The 18109-nt window shown below is 70.3% G+C and carries 15 protein-coding genes; 2 read left to right on the plus strand and 13 right to left on the minus strand.

The features are described from left to right. Positions 1-7: 7 nt before the first annotated feature. The 13 genes from murC to AB0F86_RS25265 all read right to left on the minus strand — a co-directional run bounded on the left by murC (position 8) and on the right by AB0F86_RS25265 (position 15730). Positions 8-1450 (minus strand): UDP-N-acetylmuramate--L-alanine ligase, encoded by a 1443-nt coding sequence (gene murC / locus AB0F86_RS25205; RefSeq protein WP_356986242.1) that lies wholly within the window; start codon positions 1448-1450, stop codon positions 8-10. Positions 1451-1575: 125 nt separating this feature from the next. Further along, complete coding sequence (gene murG / locus AB0F86_RS25210) at positions 1576-2685, minus strand: undecaprenyldiphospho-muramoylpentapeptide beta-N-acetylglucosaminyltransferase (RefSeq protein ID WP_356986167.1); 1110 nt, start codon at positions 2683-2685, stop codon at positions 1576-1578. Next, on the minus strand, positions 2682-4130 hold the full coding sequence (gene ftsW, locus AB0F86_RS25215; RefSeq protein ID WP_255495480.1) for a putative lipid II flippase FtsW: 1449 nt from the start codon (positions 4128-4130) through the stop codon (positions 2682-2684). The genes murG and ftsW overlap by 4 nt, the downstream gene beginning before the upstream one ends. Continuing rightward, entirely contained in the window at positions 4127-5563 is a 1437-nt protein-coding gene (gene murD, locus AB0F86_RS25220) for a UDP-N-acetylmuramoyl-L-alanine--D-glutamate ligase (protein ID WP_181699293.1), read from the minus strand. Before murD ends, ftsW begins: the two co-directional genes overlap by 4 nt. Before the next feature lie 50 nt (positions 5564-5613). After that, on the minus strand, positions 5614-6690 hold the full coding sequence (gene mraY / locus AB0F86_RS25225; RefSeq protein WP_067497468.1) for a phospho-N-acetylmuramoyl-pentapeptide-transferase: 1077 nt from the start codon (positions 6688-6690) through the stop codon (positions 5614-5616). Then, on the minus strand, positions 6687-8186 hold the full coding sequence (gene murF / locus AB0F86_RS25230) for a UDP-N-acetylmuramoyl-tripeptide--D-alanyl-D-alanine ligase (protein ID WP_356986165.1): 1500 nt from the start codon (positions 8184-8186) through the stop codon (positions 6687-6689). The genes mraY and murF overlap by 4 nt, the downstream gene beginning before the upstream one ends. Continuing rightward, positions 8183-9817 carry a UDP-N-acetylmuramoyl-L-alanyl-D-glutamate--2,6-diaminopimelate ligase gene (locus tag AB0F86_RS25235; RefSeq protein WP_356986163.1) on the minus strand — a complete coding sequence of 545 codons (1635 nt, stop codon included), beginning with the start codon at positions 9815-9817 and terminating at the stop codon, positions 8183-8185. The genes murF and AB0F86_RS25235 overlap by 4 nt, the downstream gene beginning before the upstream one ends. A 57-nt stretch (positions 9818-9874) precedes the next feature. Further along, positions 9875-11635, minus strand: coding sequence for a penicillin-binding protein 2 (locus AB0F86_RS25240; RefSeq protein ID WP_255495487.1), 1761 nt, complete (start codon positions 11633-11635; stop codon positions 9875-9877). Positions 11636-11754: 119 nt separating this feature from the next. Next, positions 11755-12684 (minus strand): hypothetical protein, encoded by a 930-nt coding sequence (locus AB0F86_RS25245; protein WP_356986161.1) that lies wholly within the window; start codon positions 12682-12684, stop codon positions 11755-11757. Further along, positions 12681-13679, minus strand: coding sequence for a 16S rRNA (cytosine(1402)-N(4))-methyltransferase RsmH (gene rsmH, locus AB0F86_RS25250; RefSeq protein ID WP_356986159.1), 999 nt, complete (start codon positions 13677-13679; stop codon positions 12681-12683). The genes AB0F86_RS25245 and rsmH overlap by 4 nt, the downstream gene beginning before the upstream one ends. Before the next feature lie 192 nt (positions 13680-13871). Next, a complete protein-coding gene (mraZ, locus tag AB0F86_RS25255) occupies positions 13872-14303 on the minus strand; it encodes a division/cell wall cluster transcriptional repressor MraZ (protein ID WP_067497455.1) in 432 nt (143 codons plus the stop codon). Positions 14304-14732: 429 nt separating this feature from the next. Then, the gene (locus AB0F86_RS25260) at positions 14733-15155 is read right to left on the minus strand and encodes a DUF3040 domain-containing protein (RefSeq protein ID WP_067497452.1); all 423 of its coding nucleotides are present in this window, start codon (positions 15153-15155) and stop codon (positions 14733-14735) included. 125 nt (positions 15156-15280) lie between these two features. Continuing rightward, positions 15281-15730 carry an SAV_6107 family HEPN domain-containing protein gene (locus tag AB0F86_RS25265; RefSeq protein ID WP_356986157.1) on the minus strand — a complete coding sequence of 150 codons (450 nt, stop codon included), beginning with the start codon at positions 15728-15730 and terminating at the stop codon, positions 15281-15283. 100 nt (positions 15731-15830) lie between these two features. Between AB0F86_RS25265 and AB0F86_RS25270 the strand changes: the two genes are divergently transcribed. Next, a complete protein-coding gene (locus AB0F86_RS25270) occupies positions 15831-16466 on the plus strand; it encodes an N-acetyltransferase (RefSeq protein WP_181699233.1) in 636 nt (211 codons plus the stop codon). Beyond that, positions 16463-18040, plus strand: coding sequence for an NAD(P)/FAD-dependent oxidoreductase (locus tag AB0F86_RS25275; protein WP_356986155.1), 1578 nt, complete (start codon positions 16463-16465; stop codon positions 18038-18040). Before AB0F86_RS25270 ends, AB0F86_RS25275 begins: the two co-directional genes overlap by 4 nt. Positions 18041-18109 lie beyond the last annotated feature (69 nt).

Consider the following 18109-nt stretch of genomic DNA (forward strand, 5'->3'; position numbering starts at 1 on the left):
GGCAATCTCACCGGCCGCCCTGCTGCGGACGGGCCCGCAATCCGTCGAGGATCTGGTTGCCCAGCATGGTGACATCGCCCGCGCCCATGGTGATCACGACATCACCGGGCTGCGCGAGCGCGGCGACCTGACGGCCGACCTTCGACATATCGGGTTGATAGTGCACGGGTTTGGTCACCGACTGGGCCACCAGCGCACCGTTCACACCGGGCAGCGGTTCCTCGCGCGCGCCGTAGACGTCGAGCACGACCACTTCGTCGGCCAGGCTCAGCGCGGTGCCGAACTCGGCCGCGAAAGTGGCGGTGCGGCTGTAGAGATGCGGCTGGAAGACCACGATCACCCGGCCGCGTTCGATGCGCGCTCCGTCGCGCGCCTCCTGCGCGACGAGCTGCGCGGCGGCCTCGAGCACGGCCCGCACCTCGGTGGGATGGTGGGCGTAGTCGTCGAAGACGCGCACACCGTTCTCGCGACCGGTGAACTGGAACCGGCGGTGCACGCCACCGAAACCTTCCAGGCCCTGCACGATCTCGTCGATGTCGGCACCGGTCGCCCGGGCCGCGAGCAGCGCGGCGAGGGCATTGAGGGCCATGTGCCTGCCGGGCACCGACAGGCGGACCGTGCGTGGCGTCGTCTCGCCGCCGAGCTGGAATTCGACGATGCCGCCGACATCGCGCGGCTGCCAATCGAGCAGCCGGGCACCGACGGGCACGGGTGCGTCGGCCAGGTCGCCGGAGCCGTAGCCGAGCACCTGCACACCGCGTTCGGTGAGCCGGGGGGCGACCCGTTCGGCCAGGGCGAGCGAACCGGGATCGTCGAGGCAGACCACCAGCAGGCCGCCGGGGGCGAGCCGGTCGGCGAAGTCGTCGAAGACCTGGATGTAGGCCTCGTCGGTGCCGAAGTAGTCGAGGTGGTCGGATTCGATATTGGTGACCACGGCGACGTCTGGGTCGTACTGCAGCAGCGAACCGTCGGATTCGTCGGCCTCGGCGGCGAAGATGTCACCGCTGCCGTGGTGGGCGTTGGTGCCCGCCTCATTGAGTTCGCCACCGACCGCGAACGAGGGGTCGGCGCCGCAGTGCTGCAGCGACACGATCAGCATCGAGGTGGTGGAGGTCTTGCCGTGGGTGCCCGAGACGAGCAGGGTCTTGTGCCCGCGCATCAGGGCGGCGAGCACGGTGGGACGCATCAGCACGGGAATGTCGCGCCGGTTCGCTTCGACCAGTTCGGGATTGGTCTTCGGAATGGCGGCGTAGGTGGTGACGACAACGGTCGGACCGCCGGGCAGCAGGTCGAGCGCGTCGGCGTCGTGCCCGATGCGCACCTGCGCGCCGCGGGCCCGCAGCGACAGCACGCCGCGGCTCTCCCTGGCATCGGATCCCGACACCGCGCCGCCACGCGCCAACAGGATTCGCGCGATACCGGACATTCCCGCACCGCCGATCCCGACCATGTGCACCCGCGCGAGTTCGGCGGGCAATGCCGAACCCACGGGCTCGCCCGCGGCATTCACCGCGGTGCCCGTGCTCGGACGGTCCGGCTGGTCACGCTCGGCTTCCGCCTCCGGCCGCTGACCGCTCATCGGGCGAGCCCGGCGACGATGCGTGCCACGGTGTCGGCGGCGTCGCGGTGACCGGCGCCTGCGGCGGCGCGGCTCATCTCGGCGAGTCGGGCGGGGTCGAGCAGCAGCGGAATCACCTCGTCCATCACGAATTTCGGGGTCAGCTCGGCGTCGGGGACAATTCTGCCACCCCCCTTGGTCACCACGGGGCGCGCGTTGAACTCCTGCTCGCCGTTGCCGTGCGGCAGGGGCACGTAGAACGCGGGCAGCCCGACCGCCGAGACCTCGGCGACGGTCATGGCGCCGGAGCGGCAGACCACCGCGTCGGCGGCGGCGTAGGCCAGGTCCATCCGCGACAGGTACGGCACCGCCACGTACGGTGCGGGCGCGTCGTCGGCACTCACCTCGACGCTGTTCTTGGGGCCGTGCGCGTGCAGCACCGAGATCCCGGCGGCCGCCAATTGCGGTGCGGCGCCGGAGATCGCCTCGTTGAGGCTGCGCGCGCCCTGTGAACCGCCGAAGACCAGCAGAACCGGGCCCTCGGCCGGCAGACCGAAGTGCGCACGGGCCTGCGCGCGCAGCGCGGGACGGTCGAGTTCGGTGATGGCGGCGCGCACCGGGATGCCGACGACCTCGGCCCCGGCCAGGCCGGAGTCGGGAACGGCGGCAAGCACTTTGGTGGCCAGTTTGGCGCCGACCTTGTTCGCGATGCCCGCCTTGGCATTGGCCTCGTGCACGACGACCGGAATCCGGCGCTGCCTGCCGATACCGCGCGCGGCGAGGTAGGCGGGCAGGGCGACATAGCCGCCGAAGCCGATGACGACATCGGCCTGCACCCGGTCGATCACCGCGCGGGTGGCGCGCACCGAGGAGAACACCCGCCCGGGCAGGCGAAGCAGGTCGGCCGACGGCTTGCGGGGCAACGGAACCGGCGGGATCAGCTCTAGCGGGTACCCACGGTCGGGCACCAGTTTCGTCTCGAGTCCGCGCTCGGTGCCGAGTGCTGTCACCCGGATCGAATCGTCGAGTCTGCGCAAGGCGTCGGCCACCGCCAGCGCGGGTTCGATGTGGCCTGCGGTTCCCCCGCCTGCGACGATCACCGACAACCCGGATCGCGGGCTACTCACTTGGATCTACCTCGTTCTCTAGCGTGTGGCATCGGATAGGTCGGTTCCCATGCTCTGGTCGACCGTAGCGAACTGGTGCCGCGGCTTTCCGGCGCGCGTCGTCTGCGCGGGGCATCGGGTTGGCGGCGTGGGGCCTGACGTGGGCGTTCGGCTTTCGCGCGCGGCGCGGGCTTGCGCGGCGCCGGGGTGTACACCTCGGGCACGGGAAGCCGCAGCAGCCTGCTGAGCCTGCCGTCCTGGCCCGCTTTGAGCGCCGCGACGGCCTCGGGCTCGTGCCTGGCCGCGCTGGCGATGATGCCGAACATGAACAGCGTGATCGCCAGCGACGAACCACCGGCCGATACCAGCGGCAGCTGCAGACCGGTCACCGGCAGCAGGCCGACGACGTAGCCGATATTGATCAGGGCCTGCGCGGTGATCCAGGTGGTCGCGGTGGCGGTGAGCAGCCGAAGGAACGGGTCGACCGAGCGCAGCGCGATGCGGATGCCGGTGTAGACGAACATCGCCAGCAGGGCGAGCACCGCCATGCAGCCGAGGAAGCCGAGTTCCTCGCCGATGATGGCGAAGATGAAGTCGTTGTGCGAGTTGGGCAGATAGCTCCACTTGGCGCGGCTCTGCCCGAGTCCGCGGCCGAGGATGCCGCCGTCGGCCAGCGAGTACTTGGCCTGGCGGGCCTGGTAATTGGCGCCCTGGGGATCGTCACCGGGATTGAAGAACGCGCGCACCCGGTCGGACCGGTACCCGGCCGACAGCGCGAGCACCGACGCGACGACCAAGCCGCTGACCATGATCCCGACGAACAACCGCACCGGCAGCCCACCGAACCACAGCAGCGCCATCAGCACGATGCCCAGCGCGATCGTGGTCGACAGGTTCGGCTCGAGCACCACGAGCAGACACACCAGCAGGCCGGCGGGCACCAGCGGTACCAGGATGTCCTTGAGGTGTGCCCCGCGCCGCGACGCGAGCAGATGCGCGCCCCACACCACCAGCGTCACCTTGACGACCTCGGACGGCTGGATCGAGATTGGTCCGATGTCGAACCAGCGCCGCGCGCCACCGTGCACCGCACCGATGCCCGGAATGAGCACGAGCACCAGGGCGATCACCGAGATGCTGAACGCCGGGAAAGACCACTGCCGCAGGACCCGCAACGGCAACCGCAACGCGATGTAGAACGCGACGGCGCCCAGCCCGGCGAACATGGCCTGCTGGATGAACAGCGAATACGCCGATCCACCACCGGCATAGGCTTCGACGCTCGACGCCGAGAGCACCATCACCAGGCCGAGCACCGTGAGCAGCGTGGCGATGGTGACGATGAGGTGGAACGAGGCGAGCGGACGGGCCAGCCATGCGCCGAAACGCTCCCCCGCCCATCCCGGCTGCGGGGCGATCCGTTTCCGGCGCCCCCCGGTCTGGGTGGTCTGGCCCGTCGATGTCATAGCGCCCGCCCGATGTCACCGTCTTCCAGTGCCGTGACCGCGTCGACGAAGCAGCGTCCGCGGTGGGTGTAGTCGTCGTACATGTCCAGGGACGCGGCCGCGGGTGCCAGCAGCACGGTGTCTCCCGCCCGGGCCATGCCCGCCGCGGCACGCACGGCGCGGCCCATCACCGCTTCGGCACGCTGCGATCTCGACGACTCCATGTCTGCATCGTCTCCCGCGTCCAGTGCGATGACCGGGACTTCGGGCGCGTGTCGCGCCAATGCGGCGGCGATCACCGGCGCGTCGGCTCCGAACAGGACCGCGCCGACGAGCCGGTCGGCGACCTCTTCGACGAGGTCGTCGATGGTGGCGCCCTTGAGCAGACCACCGGCGACCCACACCACGTGCGGGTGCGCGAGGATCGATGCGCGCGCGGCGTGCGGGTTGGTCGCCTTGGAGTCGTCGATGAAGTCGACGCCACCCAGCTCCCGCACGAAGGCGGTGCGGTGCGGGCCGACTTTGTGTTCGGCCAGGCCCTCTTTCACGAACTGTGGTGCCACGTCGATGGCCCTGGTCAGCGCCGAGGCGGCGAGCGCGTCGGCGATGCCTGCGGGCCCCTGCGGACTGATGTCGGAGGTCTCGGCGAGGATCGCGGCCTTGGTGAAGGCGCGGTCGAGGAGTTTGCCGTCGACCACGCCGAGTTCGCCGTCGGCGGGCACGCCCACGCGGAAGCCGACCGTGCGCCGCGCCTTGGACTTGCGTGCCAGCGCACCGGCGACCGGATCGTCGAGGCCGACCACGCCGATGCGGCCGGTGAGGGCACGCGCCTTGGCGGCGGCGTAGGCGTCGAGCCCGCCGTGCCAGTCGAGGTGGTCCTCGGCGACATTGAGCACCACGCCCGCCTCGGGCCGCACCGACGGCGCCCAGTGCAGCTGGAACGACGACAATTCGACCGCGAGCACCTGCGGTCCGGGATTGCGGCGCAGCGCGTCGAGGATGGGCAGGCCGATATTGCCGCAGGCCACGCTGGCGATGCCCGCGGCGCGCAGGATCGAGTGCGTCATCTGGGTGGTCGTGGTCTTGCCGTTGGTTCCGGTGACCACCAGCCACTTGCGGACCGGGCCGTAGATGCGGGCCTGATCGACCCACCAGGCGAATTCGACGTCACCCCAGACCGGGATGCCCTCGGTGACCGCCGAGACGAGCACCGGCGAATCGGGCCGCCAGCCGGGGCTGGTGATGACGAGGGCGAACCGCGTGAGGTCGGCGTGCTCGAGTTCCACCGTGGTGGCGATCTCGAGCCCGAGTTCGGCGGCCTCGGCCAGGGCCTTGGCGCCGCCGTCGGTGACGACGGGATGCGCGCCGATATCGCGCAGCGGTTCGATCAGGGAGCGTCCGGAGACGCCCCAGCCGGCGACGAGAACGTCACGGCCACGCAGGAATTCGAGCATGGGGCCCGGGGAACGCAGGGCACGGGGCGAGTGTTCTACCATTTCCGCTCTCACCCGACCTGGGACAGGTATTCGCTGTAGAACAGTCCGAGACCCACGGCGGCCGCGATGCCTGCCAGGATCCAGAACCGGATGATCACCGTAGTCTCCGCCCACTTGCTCAATTCGAAGTGGTGGTGGAACGGCGCCATCTTGAACAATCGGTTGCGGGTGGTGCGGTACACCGCCACCTGCAGCACCACCGACGCCGCCTCGGCGACGAACAGCGCGCCGATGACGACCATCAGCAGCTCGGTGCGGGTGGTGATGGACAGACCGGCCAGCATGCCGCCCAGCGCCAGCGAGCCGGTGTCGCCCATGAAGATCTTGGCGGGCGCGGCGTTCCACCACAGGAAGCCGATGCAGGCGGCGGCGGCCGCCGCGCAGACCAGGGCGAGGTCGAGGGGGTCGCGCACGTTGTAGCACCCGGGTCCGGGGCTGGTGGCGCAGGCGTTGCGGTACTGCCAGAAGGTGATGATGACGTAGGCGCCGAGCACCAGGCTCATCGATCCGGCGGCGAGACCGTCGAGACCGTCGGTCAGGTTGACCGCGTTCGACCAGGCCACGACCAGCAGACACACCATGATCACGAACACCAGCGCGCCCATCGACACCGTCGACCAGTCACGCACGTAGGAGATGTGCTTGCTGCCGGGGGTGAGCCCGTTGTCGGCCCGGAACTGCAGCACCAGCACCGCGAAGATCACCGCGGCACTGATCTGGCCGATGTATTTACCGGCCGCCGACAACCCGAGGTTGCGCTGTTTGCGCAGCTTGATGAAGTCGTCGAGGAAGCCGACCACACCGAGTGCGGTGGTGAGCCCGAGCACGAGCAGGCCCGAGGCCGTCGGCCCCTCGGCGTCGTAGCCGAGGCCGATCAGGTGCGAACCGAGATACCCGGCCCACATACCGATCAGGATGGCGACGCCACCCATCGTCGGGGTGCCGCGTTTGGCCTGATGGCTGGCCGGGCCGTCGACCCGGATCTCCTGGCCGAAGCCCTGTTTGGCGAAGACCCGGATCAGGAACGGCGTCAACAGGATCGACACCGCGAGCGCGATCCCCGCCGCGAACAAAATCTGCCTCATCGAGCTGCCTCCGAGCTACCTTCCCCTGCCCTGGTCAGGTGTTCGGCGACGGCCCACAGACCGACCGCTTTCGACGCCTTGACCAGTACCACATCGCCGGCGGCGATTTCGTCGTCGAGCAGCGCGATGGCCGCCGAGATATCGGGTACGAGGATCGACTCCTCGCCCCATGAGCCTTCCATCACCGCTCCCTGGTGCATTCCCCGGGAGGGTCGTCCGGTGCCGACCACGATCAATCGGTCGACGTCGAGGCGCACGGCGAGCCGTCCGATCGCGTCGTGTTCGATGACCGAGGTGTCGCCGAGTTCGCCCATCTCCCCGAGCACGGCCCAGCTGCGGCGCGGTTCGGGGCCCGACTTGGCGAGGGTGACCAGCGCCTTGAGCGCGGCCCGCACCGAGTCGGGGTTGGCGTTGTAGGAGTCGTTGATGACGGTGATGCCGTCGGGCGTGGTCCGCACGTCCATCCGGCGCGCCGACGCGGCCGTTGCCCCGGACAGCGCCTGAGCGACGGTCGCCAGGTCGGCGCCGCATTCCAGGGCGACGGCGGCGGCCGAGAGCGCGTTGCCCACCTGATGCTCACCGTGCACGGCCAGCTGCACCGGCACCGATTCGCCACCCGCGTGCAGGGTGAAGCGGGCGCGGGCCTGGTCGTCGGTGGTCACGTCGGTGGCACGGATGTCGGCGTCGCCGGACAGGCCGACCATGACGACGCGGGCTTTCGTGCGCGAGGCCATGGCGGCGACGTTCGGGTCGTCGGCGTTGAGCACGGCCAGGCCCTCGGCCGGGAGTGCCTCGACCAGTTCGCCCTTGGCCTGCGCGATGGCCTCGCGGCTGCCGAACTCACCGAGGTGGGCGGTGCCGACATTGAGCACCACACCGATGCGCGGCGGCGCGATGCGGGCCAGGGCGGCGATGTGGCCGACGCCGCGCGCCGACATCTCGAGGGCGAGGAACTTGGTGTCGGCGTCGGCGCGCAGGGCCGTCCACGGGTGGCCGAGTTCGTTGTTGAACGAACCGGGCGGGGCGACCACGGGACCCAGCGGTGCGAGCACGGCGGCCAGCAGGTCCTTGGTCGAGGTCTTGCCCGACGACCCGGTGACACCGACGACGGTGAGACCGGTGCGCTCGGCCAGCCGCTCGGTGCTCACGCGGGCCAGGTCGGCCAGGGCCGCGAGCACGGCGGCACCGGAGCCGTCGCCGTCGTGGCTCAGGGCCACCGAGGTGGCGGGCACGGTGCCCGCGTCCGGCGCGACGACGATGGCGGGCACGCCGACCGGGCGTGCCGCCAGCACGGCGACAGCTCCGGCCTCGACCGCGTTCGCCGCGTAGTCGTGTCCGTCGGAGTTGGCGCCGGGTAGTGCGAGGAACAGATCACCGGGACCGATTCGGCGCGAATCGAATTCGACCGACCCGGTCACCAGTGCCTGGGGGTCGGGTACGTCGTGCAGCTCGCCGCCGACGACGTCCGCGATCTCCCGCAGTGTCATCTCGATCATGAAACCGTCAAGTCCTCCGAGTCCGTGTGCGGACTGTGTTGTGCCAGTAGAGAATCCAGCTCCGCGGCGAGGACCTCACGGTCGTCGAAGGGATGCTTGACGCCCTGGATCTCCTGACCCGCCTCGTGGCCCTTGCCCGCGATGAGCACCACGTCGCCGGAACGCGCCCAGGCGAGTGCGGCGGCGATGGCCGCCGCGCGGTCACCGATCTCGCGGATCTCGCCGCGGTCGGTGGCCGGGAGTTCGTGCGCACCGGCGACCACGGCGGCGCGGATGGCCGCCGGGTCCTCGGTGCGTGGATTGTCGTCGGTGACGATCACCAGGTCGGCACCACGCGCGGCCGCCGCGCCCATGAGCGGGCGTTTGGCCGCGTCCCGGTCGCCGCCCGCGCCGACGACGACCGCGAGCCTGCCGCAGCCCGCGTCGGTGAGGTGCGCGCGCAGGGTGGCGACCACCGATTCGATCGCGGCGGGCTTGTGCGCGTAGTCGACGACGGCGAGGAAGTCCTGTCCGCGTTCGACGCGCTGCATGCGCCCGGGCACGTCGACGGTGGCCAGCGCGGGCGCGGCGACCGCCGGATCGACCCCGGCGGCCGCGCAGGTGGCGACGGCGAGCAGGGCGTTGGCGACGTTGTAGCGGCCGGGCAGGCGCAGACGGACGGTCAGCTCGCCGTCCGGACCGCTCGCGGTGAATTCCTGCTCGCCACCAGCGGCTTTCACCTCACCCACGACCTGCCAGGTAGCGGCATCGGGCGCCGGGGCTGCGGCGGCATTGTCCGCGGCAGCGACCTCGGTGGTGGAGACGGTGACCGGGCCGACCAGATCCGCGGCCAGGCGGCGCCCCCACTCGTCGTCCACACAGATCACCGAGGTGCGCGCGGCGATCGGCGAGTCCGGTTCGAACAGGCGGCGTTTCGCGGCGAAGTAGTCCTCGAAGTCCTTGTGGAAGTCGAGGTGGTCCTGGGAGAGGTTGGTGAACGCGCCGACGGCGAAGCGCACACCGTCGACCCGGCCGAGGGCCAGCGCGTGGCTCGACACCTCCATCACCACCGCCTGCACACCCTGCTCGACCATGGCCGCGAACATCGCGTGCAGCTGCGGCGCCTCGGGCGTGGTGAGCGCGCTCGGCACCCGCTGCCCGCCGATGCGGGTTTCGATGGTGCCGATCAGACCGGTCGACAGGCCCGCCGCGACCAGACCCGCCTCCACCAGGTACGACGTGGTGGTCTTGCCGGAGGTGCCGGTGATACCGACGATGCGCAGGCGATCGCTGGGGTGACCGTAGATCTCGGCGGACAGCTCGCCGAGCACGGCACGCGGGTCCTCGCGCACCAGCACGGGCACCGCGACCTCGCCGATCAGTTCGGCACCGGCCGCGTCGGTGAACACCGCGACCGCGCCGCGCGCGACGGCGTCGGCGGCGAAACGGGCGCCGTGCGAGGTCGCGCCGGGCAGGCCGGCGAACAGGTCACCGGGGCGGACGGCGTTGGATCGTTGCTCGATGCCGGTGACGGTCACCTCGGCCGGTACCGGGGTGAGCGTGGGGGCGCCGGTGAGCTCCAGCAGGGCCTGCAGCGGCGTCGACGGCGGGGTGTTCGGCCGGAGCGCGTGCGGGCTGGACTGCGCGGGCACAAGGCTCCTCTCTGAGAGTGATCGAGCGCGTGGGCAAGACGACGAGTCAGGTTACCGTCAGAGCCCGGCCTCCAGCACCAGCGGCCTAGGCTCCGGCGACGGCGGCACCCGGTCGCGCTGCAACGCCCAGGAGGCGATGGTGTGGAACAGCGGCGCGGCCGACCCGCCACCGGACCCGTCGGAGCTGCGTACCGGCGCGTCGAGCATCATGCCGATCACGTAGCGCGGGTTGTCGGCGGGCGCCATCCCGGCGAAGGTGATGTAGAACGACGAGGTCGAATAGCAGCGGCAGGCCGGGTCGACCTTCTGCGCGGTGCCGGTCTTGCCCGCCACCTGGTATCCCTCCACCGCGGCCTGCGGCCCGGTGCCCATCTGCACACCCATCGGGTCCTTCTGCACGGTCGCCTGGAAGACCGTGCGCAAGGTGGCGGCGGTCTGCGGGCTCACCACTCGCACGGGCTCGGGCTGCAGTTCCTCGGTGCGGGTGTTGTCGGGGGCGATCCTGGCCTTCACGATGCGCGGCGGGATGCGCAGGCCGTCGTTGGCGATGGCCTGGTACATGCTGGTCATCTGCAGCGTGGTCATCGAAAGGCCCTGGCCGATGGGCAGATTGGCGAAGGTGCCGCCGGACCACTGGTCGCGGGCGGGCACCTGCCCCGGGCTCTCGCCGGGCAGGCCGATGCCGGTGCGCTTGCCGAGACCGAAGCGGTCGATCATGTCGGCGAAGCGGTCCTCCCCCACCCGTTGCGCGAGCATGAGGGTGCCGACATTGGACGACTTACCGAAGATGCCAGTGGTGGTGTAGGGCGCCACGTCGTGCTGCCAGGCGTCGTTGACGGTGACGCCCGACATCCGGATCGAACCGGGTACCTGCAGCACTTCGTCGGGGTTGGTCAGCCCGTATTCGAGCGCGGCGGCGGCGGTGACGATCTTGTTCACCGAACCGGGTTCGAAGGGCTCCGACACCGACGGGTTGCTCATGTTCGCCGAGGCCCAGTGCTGGGGTCCCAGTGCGGGATTGAAGGTGTTGTCGTTGGCCATGGCCAGCACCTGGCCGGTCTTCGCGTCGAGCACGACCGCCGAGGCCGAGGCCGCGCCGGAGAGCTGTTTGGCCTGCTGCACCTGCTGCTGCACGAAGTACTGCATGTCCTCGTCGAGGGTGAGTTCCACCCCGTGCCCGTTCACCGCGGGCTGCTGGTCGCGGTAGCTGCCGGGGATCACCGCGCCGTCGGAGCCGCGGTCGTAGGTGCGGGAACCGTCGGTACCCGCGAGTACCGAGTCGAGTGCCGATTCGAGGCCGATCTGACCGTGCCCGTCCCAGCCGGTGGCACCGACCACATTGGCCGCCAGCGCCCCGCCGGGGTATTCGCGCAGGTCCTGCCGTTCGGAACCGACCTCCGGGTACTTGGTGGTGATCTCGGTGGCGATCCGGGGATCGACATTGCGGGCCAGATAGTGGAAGGGCTTGTCGCTGCGCAGCTTGTCGAGCAGCTCTTCCTCTTTCGGGCCGCTCGCGCCGAGCTTGTCGTGCACGAACTTCGCGATGTCCTTGAGTCGCTGCTCGGGGTCGGGCGCGTTCTCCTTGGTCTTCTTCGCGTCGGCGAGCTGCTGGCGCACCCGGACCGGTTGGAACGTCAGCGCTTTCGCCGTGATGGTGAAGGCCAGCGGGTTGCCGTAGCGGTCGGTGATCGGGCCGCGCACGGCGGCCTCGGTCTCCTTGGTTGTGCGCTGCGAGGCGGCCTGCGCGGAGAGTCCCGGTGCGGCGATGCTCTGGATGTAGAGCAGTTGCAGCGCGACCACGGCGAGGGTGGCTAGCATGGTGACCCGGCCGACGCCGAGGCGCAGCCGGATCGGCCGGTCCGGCGAGAGCGACCCGCTGCGCCGGGCCCTCGACGAGACCGGCCCGCGTCGCTGTTGCGACGCGGGCCCGCTCTGCCTCATCGGCCTGCCTCGGGAGCGACGATCTGCGGCGTCTCGCTCGGCGGGCCCGCGTCCGGTAACGGCGCGACATCCGGTGCCGGGGGCGGCGTGTCGGCCGGTGCCGCGGCCACCTCCACCCGATCGGGGACGAGCTGTGGGGCCGGTGCCTGGACCGGCGACTCCGAGGGCGCCGGGGGAACGCCCTCGCCCGCAGGCGGTTCGACCTGGGTCTGGGGTCCGGGCAGGCCCTGCGGCGAGTCCGGTTGCGCCTGAGCCGGATTCACGACCGGCGCACTCGGCGCGCCGGCCTGGCCGCCCGGTGCCGCGAGCACGGCGGGCGGGGTGCTGTTCGGCGCGGCGGGGTCGGTGGCCGGGGTGCCCGGCTGCACCGGAACCACCCGCTCGCCCTGCGCCTGCTGACCCGGCGCCGGGTTCTGGGTGGTCGTCGGCGGCCCGTTCAACGGCGGCGCGGGGGCGCCCTGGGCGGGCGTGGGTGTGCCGATCACGGTCACCTCCCCGCCGGGGCCGATCACCAGACGCGCCGGGTCCTTGGCGGGGATCATGCCGAGTTCCCGTGCGCGCGCGGCCAGTTCGGGAGCCGAGTCGGCGGCCGCGACCTCGCGCTGCAGCGCGGCCCGCTCGTCGGCGAGCGTCCGGTTGTCCGCGCGCATGTCGCCGAGCAGGTAGCTGTCCTCGGCGGCACGGGTGGTGAGCAGCAGGGTGAGCGCGAGACCGCAACCGAGCAGACCGATGATCGCGGTGACGAACGGGATGCGCCCGGCCATGGTCGAGGAACGATCGGGCAGCGATATCCCGTCGAGCAACTGCTGGCGGGTGCGTTTGCGCGCGTAGGCCCGCTGCGCGGCACCGGACTTCACTCGTTCGGCCGCCTGCACGCGCCGGGCGGTACGCCCCGGCACGGCAACGGTGCTCGTCCGCACGCTCATCGTGTCCCCTCCTGTGTCCTCCCTGACCTCTCCGTGATCCGTTCGGCCGCACGCATCCGCACCGGAGCGGACCTCGGGTTGGCCTCGATCTCGGACTCGGTCGCCTTTTCCGCGCCGCGGGTGAGCATCCTGAACTCCGGTCCCATGCCGGGCAGTTCGACCGGCAGGTCCATCGGGGAACGGGACACGATCCGTGGCGCGAATTCCTGCTTCACCAGCCGGTCTTCGAGCGACTGGTACGACATCACGCAGATCCGCCCGCCCACGCGCAGCGCGTCGAGCGCCGCGGGCAGCGCGGCCCGCAGCGAGTCGAGTTCTCCGTTGACCTCCACCCGCAGCGCCTGGAACGTGCGCTTGGCGGGATGCCCGCCGGTGCGCCGCGCGGCGGCCGGAATGGTGGCGTACAGCACCTCGACCAGTTCGGCGCTGGTGCTGAACGGTTTGACGGCGCGGCGGCGCAACACCTCCGAGGCGATCTTGCCCGCGAACCGTTCGTCGCCATAGGTTTTCAGCACCCGGGCCAGGTCGCCGTGGCTGTAGGTGTTGAGCACGTCGGCGGCGGTGATGCCGGTGGTGGGGTCCATCCGCATGTCCAGCGGCGCGTCGACGGAGTAGGCGAAGCCGCGTTCGGCTTCGTCCAGCTGCATCGAGGACACGCCGAGGTCCATGAGAATCGCTGACACCGAACCGGTTTCGGTCAGTCCCGCCTCGGCGAGCGCCTCGGGAATGCCGTCGTAGCGGGTGTGCACCAGCGTGATCCGGTCGGCGTAGGGCGCCAGGCGCTCGCCGGCCAGTTTCAGCGCGTTGGTGTCGCGGTCGAGTCCGACCAGCCGCGCGTTCGGGTAGGTGCGCAGGAAGTGTTCGGCGTGCCCGCCGAGGCCGAGGGTCGCGTCGAGGTAGACCGCGCCCGGCTCGTGGAGTGCCGGACCGAGCAGGTCGTCGGCACGCTCGAGCAGCACCGGCACATGACGGGGGTTCTCGGTGTCATGGTTCACCTCGACCTCCCGGGATACTGCCTCGCGTCGCAGACGGGTCGCCTTGCCACACAGTGCTTTTGGAATGAGTTGCTTACTCGGATGAGTGCGAATGCGTCGAGGTCTCTGACCGGGGCGCGGCACCTGGCGTCGGGGAAGTACGTCAGGGTCCACGCCCGGGCAGAGGCCTCGCAGCACTCGCGTGCTGCGGGGTCAGAAGATCCCGCCCAGCGACTCGTCTCTGGCTTGCGCGTAGTCCTCCTCGTGCTCGGCGAGGTAGGACTCCCACGCCTGCTTGTCCCATATCTCGAGGAAGTCGACCGAACCGATCACCACGCAATCCCGGGTGAGTCCGGCATAGCGTTTGTGGTCCGGCGACAACGTGATCCGGCCCTGTGCGTCCGGACGCTGTTCGTCGGTTCCGGCCGCAAGTGCCCGGACGAAAGCCCTTGCCTGCGGGTTGCTTCGAGACGCCGCCGCGGCCCGCCGGGCGAGCGCGGTGAACTCTTCTTTCGGATACACGGCAAGGCTGTGGTCTTGACCCTTCGTGACCATCAACCCTCCCGCCAGATCGTCTCGGAACTTCGCAGGCAACGTCAGTCGCCCTTTGTCGTCCAATCGGGGGGTGTAGGTACCGAGAAACATTCCCGGCCACCTCCCTACTGGATCACCTGGCCATACGGCCTCTCCTGTAGTGCGCGACCCACATTACCCCACTTTCCCCCACTTTCAATCGAAACCCTGGGTGATCCTGCTCCCCGCCAACACAATTCCGCAGGTCATGTCAGCTATCAATGAGATTCGGGATTATCGCGTGTTAGGACAACCCGCGCGGGTCGGCAATCCCCCGTTCCGACAACGTTCAGCAAACTTCCCAGGTGCCATCGGCGGACCTGTCGTTCGACGGCGTACGAGACTGCCCTGGTGGGGGATGGTGGGGAAGGTGGGGGAACCGCCCTGCGAGCGCGATCCGAGCCGACCCGGACGAGGGCATGCGAAAGCGGTGCCGCACCCGCGACCGGGTGCGACACCGCTTGCTATGCCGTTGTGCTCGACCTCACGGTCGGAGCAGGGCTACTCCTGCTCGAATCTGCGGCGGAATCGGTCTTCCATCCGCTCCGAGAAGCCGCCCGACTTGCGCGGCCGCTGGCCACCGCGCCCGCCCGACGGGCCCGCGCCCGCCGGCGGTTCACCGGGGGCGTCTGCCGCACCCGGCCGACGCGAGCTGCCGATCATCAACAGGACACCCGCGCCGAACATGGCGATGAAGCCCACGAGACTGATGATCGGGAACCCGCCCGGTTTGAACGGGGCGGCGATGCCGGCGACGAGCAGGAACAGGCCGACGGCGAACAACGCCGCAGCTTGGAGCCTACGTCGACTCGACGTGGAGCGAAGTCGTCCGCCGCGGACGGACGAGGCGAACTTCGGGTCCTCAGCATAGAGAGCGCTCTCGATCTGTTCGAGCATGCGCTGCTCGTGCTCGGAGAGTGGCACGGTACCTCCCCCGGCACTAGGCGTGGCTGGTCGCCTCCGGGTAGGCGACGGGTAGCCGACCTTGGCGGCTATCTGCTCCCCATGATACGAGTTCGATCGAGGCCGTACCACCTACTCGGTGATAACTAAGCGGTCATGTCCCGGTCGCGACTCGGCTGCGGGCGTGTCTTGGCGGCGGCGACCAGCGCATCGTCGACGTCGTAGAGGAACGCGCCCACCCGCGAACAGAACTCGTCGGCTTGTGTGTCGGTGATCGTGCGGTCCAATCCGGCCTCGAGGGCTGCCCGCAGCGGCGAGTGCGCCTCGAAGTAGTCGGCCCACATCGCGAACTCCGGCGTGGCGCGTCTCAGTAACACCCAGGCGCTGCGCGATCGAGCCCGCGGCGCGCGATCGGCGCCGGTGAGCGCGATCATCGCACCGGCGCCACGCAGCGCGGCCAGATAGGCGGTGCGGAACCGCTCCCCCGGCTCGTGCTCCCAGGCCGAGTCGGTGAGCAGCGCATCGGCCTGTCGTAGCAGTCCGCCGGCGCGGCCGTCGTGGCCCGCGTGCGATCGACCATCGTTGTGACCAGGCATCTGCTGCCCCTTTCGCCCCTCGCACAGATCGAACAACCATTCGAACGTTTGAATTGAGATTGAATATAGGGACACCCACCGACAAGTTCCGACGAGAGCGATGACAGCCGTCAAGCCCAATCACCACACTCCAGCACCTGTGGTCGTCGACCTGAGCGTCGCCGCCCTGCGGGCCCGCCTGCACGACGCCCTCTCGGTGTATGTGGCCGCGATGGACTATCCGCGCGGCACCGAACATCACCGGGCCCCGATGTGGAACGAGCACACCACCCGGGCGGGCTGGCGGGCGGTGGCCGCCGTGCTGCCCGACGACGCGGGCGCGGTCGACCTGCGCACCGCCCCGCTGCTCGCCATCGCCTACGGATACAGCGGCGCGCCGCGGCAGTGGTGGCATCAGCAGGTGCACACCGGGATGCGCCGGTGCGGCTGGCCGGAGGCCGCCGCGCGCGAGCTGCTCGCCGACTACTTCGAACTCACCGAACTGCACGTGCACCCGGCCGCGCAGGGTCGCGGGATCGGTGCGACCCTGCTCGAACGGTTGCTCGCCGGCCGCCCCGAGGCGGCGGTCCTGCTGTCGACGCCGGAGGTTCCCGAGGAGGACAACCGGGCGTGGCGGTTGTACCGGCGCGCGGGATTCACCGATGTGATCCGCAATTTCGTCTTCGCGGGTGATACCCGGCCGTTCGCGATCCTCGGCCGCAGGCTGCCGATGCCACCGGCGGGCGAACGGGCGTGAGCCGTAGCGAAACAACGGTCGTCGTCGGATCGGGGCACAACGCGCTGGTCGCCGCCTGCTATCTGGCGCGGGCCGGGCAGCGGGTCCAGGTGCTCGAACGAGACACGGTGCCAGGCGGTGCGGTGTCGACGGTCGAACGGTTTCCTGGCCACCTTGTGGATCGCGGTTCCTCGGCGCACATCATGGTCCGGCACACCGGGATCATCGAGGAACTCGAGCTCGAGCGGTTCGGGTTGCGCTATCTCGACTGTGATCCGTGGGGCTTCACGCCGTCCGACGGTGGACGCCCACCGATCGTCTTCCACCGCGATCTCGACGCCACGTGCGCGTCGATCGCGGCGGCTTGTGGGACGAACGATGCCGAGGCCTATCGCCGTTTCGTCGAGGTGTGGGGTGAGCGAAGCGCGCGGGTGATGCGGGCGTTCGGTGGTCCGCCGACGCCGGGGAGGCTGGTTCGCGCGTTCTGGGGGCTGGACGCGCGCGACGGCGGGTCGGCGCTGTCGCGGGAGTTTCTGCAGACCGGTGACGCGCTGCTCGACTACTGGTTCGACGACGAACGGCTCAAGGCGTCGCTGGCGTGGTTCGGTGCGCAGTCGGGCCCACCGATGTCGGAACCGGGGACCGCGCCGATGGCCGGCTTCGCCGCGCTCATGCACACTTTGCCACCCGGGCGGGCCGTGGGGGGAAGTGGGGCGCTCAGCGCGGCGCTGATCGCGCGGTTGCGTGCCGACGGCGGTGAAGTCCACACCGGTGATGCCGTCACGGAGCTGCGGCGGTCGGGGCGCGGGTGGCAGGTGCGCACGGAATCGGGGCGTGAGCTGCACGCCGACACCGTGATCGCGGGCTCGCACATCCTCGCCACCCTCGACCTGTTGCGTGCGGGCGGTTTCGACGAGGCGGTGCTCGACGACTGGCAGCGCCGCATCCGGGTCGGGCCCGGCATCGGCATGGTGGTGCGCCTGGCCACCGACCGGCTGCCGTCCTACCCCGGCGCATCGGCCGCGGAGTCCGCACACGGTCTGCAGTTCCTCGTGTCCGATCGCAGGCAGTTGCGGGCGGCGCACGGCGCTGCCTCGGCCGGTGAACTGCCGCCACGGCCGGTGGTGCTGGCGATGAGTTTCAGCGCACTCGACCCGTCCATCGCCCCACCCGGTGAACACCAGCTGTCGCTGTGGGCGCAGTGGCATCCCTACGAGCTGGCCGACGGGAGCGATTGGTCGGCGCACGCCGATCGCGAGGCCGACCGGATCATCGCCGAAGTCGACAGGTACGCACCGGGATTCGCCGATTCGGTGTTGCGTCTTTTCGTGCAGACCCCGGTCGACCTGGAACGGGAGATGGGCCTGCGCGGCGGCAATGTGATGCACGTGGAGATGTCGCTGGACCAGATGATGCTGTGGCGGCCGCTGCCGGAGCTGTCGGGTCAACGGGTGCCCGGTGCGCCAGGTCTGTACCTCACGGGCGCGTCCACCCACCCGGGTGGCGGGGTGTCAGGAGCCAGCGGACGCAGTGCCGCCCGCCTGGTACTCGGCGACCGACGCACCCGCCGATTCCCCTTGTCGCGCAGGCGATGACAGCGCCCGATCCGCGTGCCCCGTGGAGCAGCCGTCCCCGGGACGCCCGCGAATCGCCGCCGTGTGACA

It is taken from the genome of Nocardia sp. NPDC023733, from assembly GCF_040639775.1.
Lineage (GTDB): Bacteria > Actinomycetota > Actinomycetes > Mycobacteriales > Mycobacteriaceae > Nocardia > Nocardia rosealba.

Excerpts from the sequence above, each read along its gene's own strand:
- mraZ (WP_067497455.1), bottom strand. The coding sequence starts at position 14,303 with ATGTTTCTCGGTACCTACACCCCCCGATTGGACGACAAAGGGCGACTG.
- AB0F86_RS25245 (WP_356986161.1), bottom strand. The coding sequence starts at position 12,684 with ATGAGCGTGCGGACGAGCACCGTTGCCGTGCCGGGGCGTACCGCCCGG.
- murD (WP_181699293.1), bottom strand. The coding sequence starts at position 5,563 with ATGCTCGAATTCCTGCGTGGCCGTGACGTTCTCGTCGCCGGCTGGGGC.
- AB0F86_RS25240 (WP_255495487.1), bottom strand. The coding sequence starts at position 11,635 with ATGCTAGCCACCCTCGCCGTGGTCGCGCTGCAACTGCTCTACATCCAG.
- murC (WP_356986242.1), bottom strand. The coding sequence starts at position 1,450 with ATGGTCGGGATCGGCGGTGCGGGAATGTCCGGTATCGCGCGAATCCTG.
- ftsW (WP_255495480.1), bottom strand. The coding sequence starts at position 4,130 with ATGACATCGACGGGCCAGACCACCCAGACCGGGGGGCGCCGGAAACGG.
- AB0F86_RS25265 (WP_356986157.1), bottom strand. The coding sequence starts at position 15,730 with ATGCCTGGTCACAACGATGGTCGATCGCACGCGGGCCACGACGGCCGC.
- mraY (WP_067497468.1), bottom strand. The coding sequence starts at position 6,690 with ATGAGGCAGATTTTGTTCGCGGCGGGGATCGCGCTCGCGGTGTCGATC.
- murF (WP_356986165.1), bottom strand. The coding sequence starts at position 8,186 with ATGATCGAGATGACACTGCGGGAGATCGCGGACGTCGTCGGCGGCGAG.
- AB0F86_RS25270 (WP_181699233.1), top strand. The coding sequence starts at position 15,831 with ATGACAGCCGTCAAGCCCAATCACCACACTCCAGCACCTGTGGTCGTC.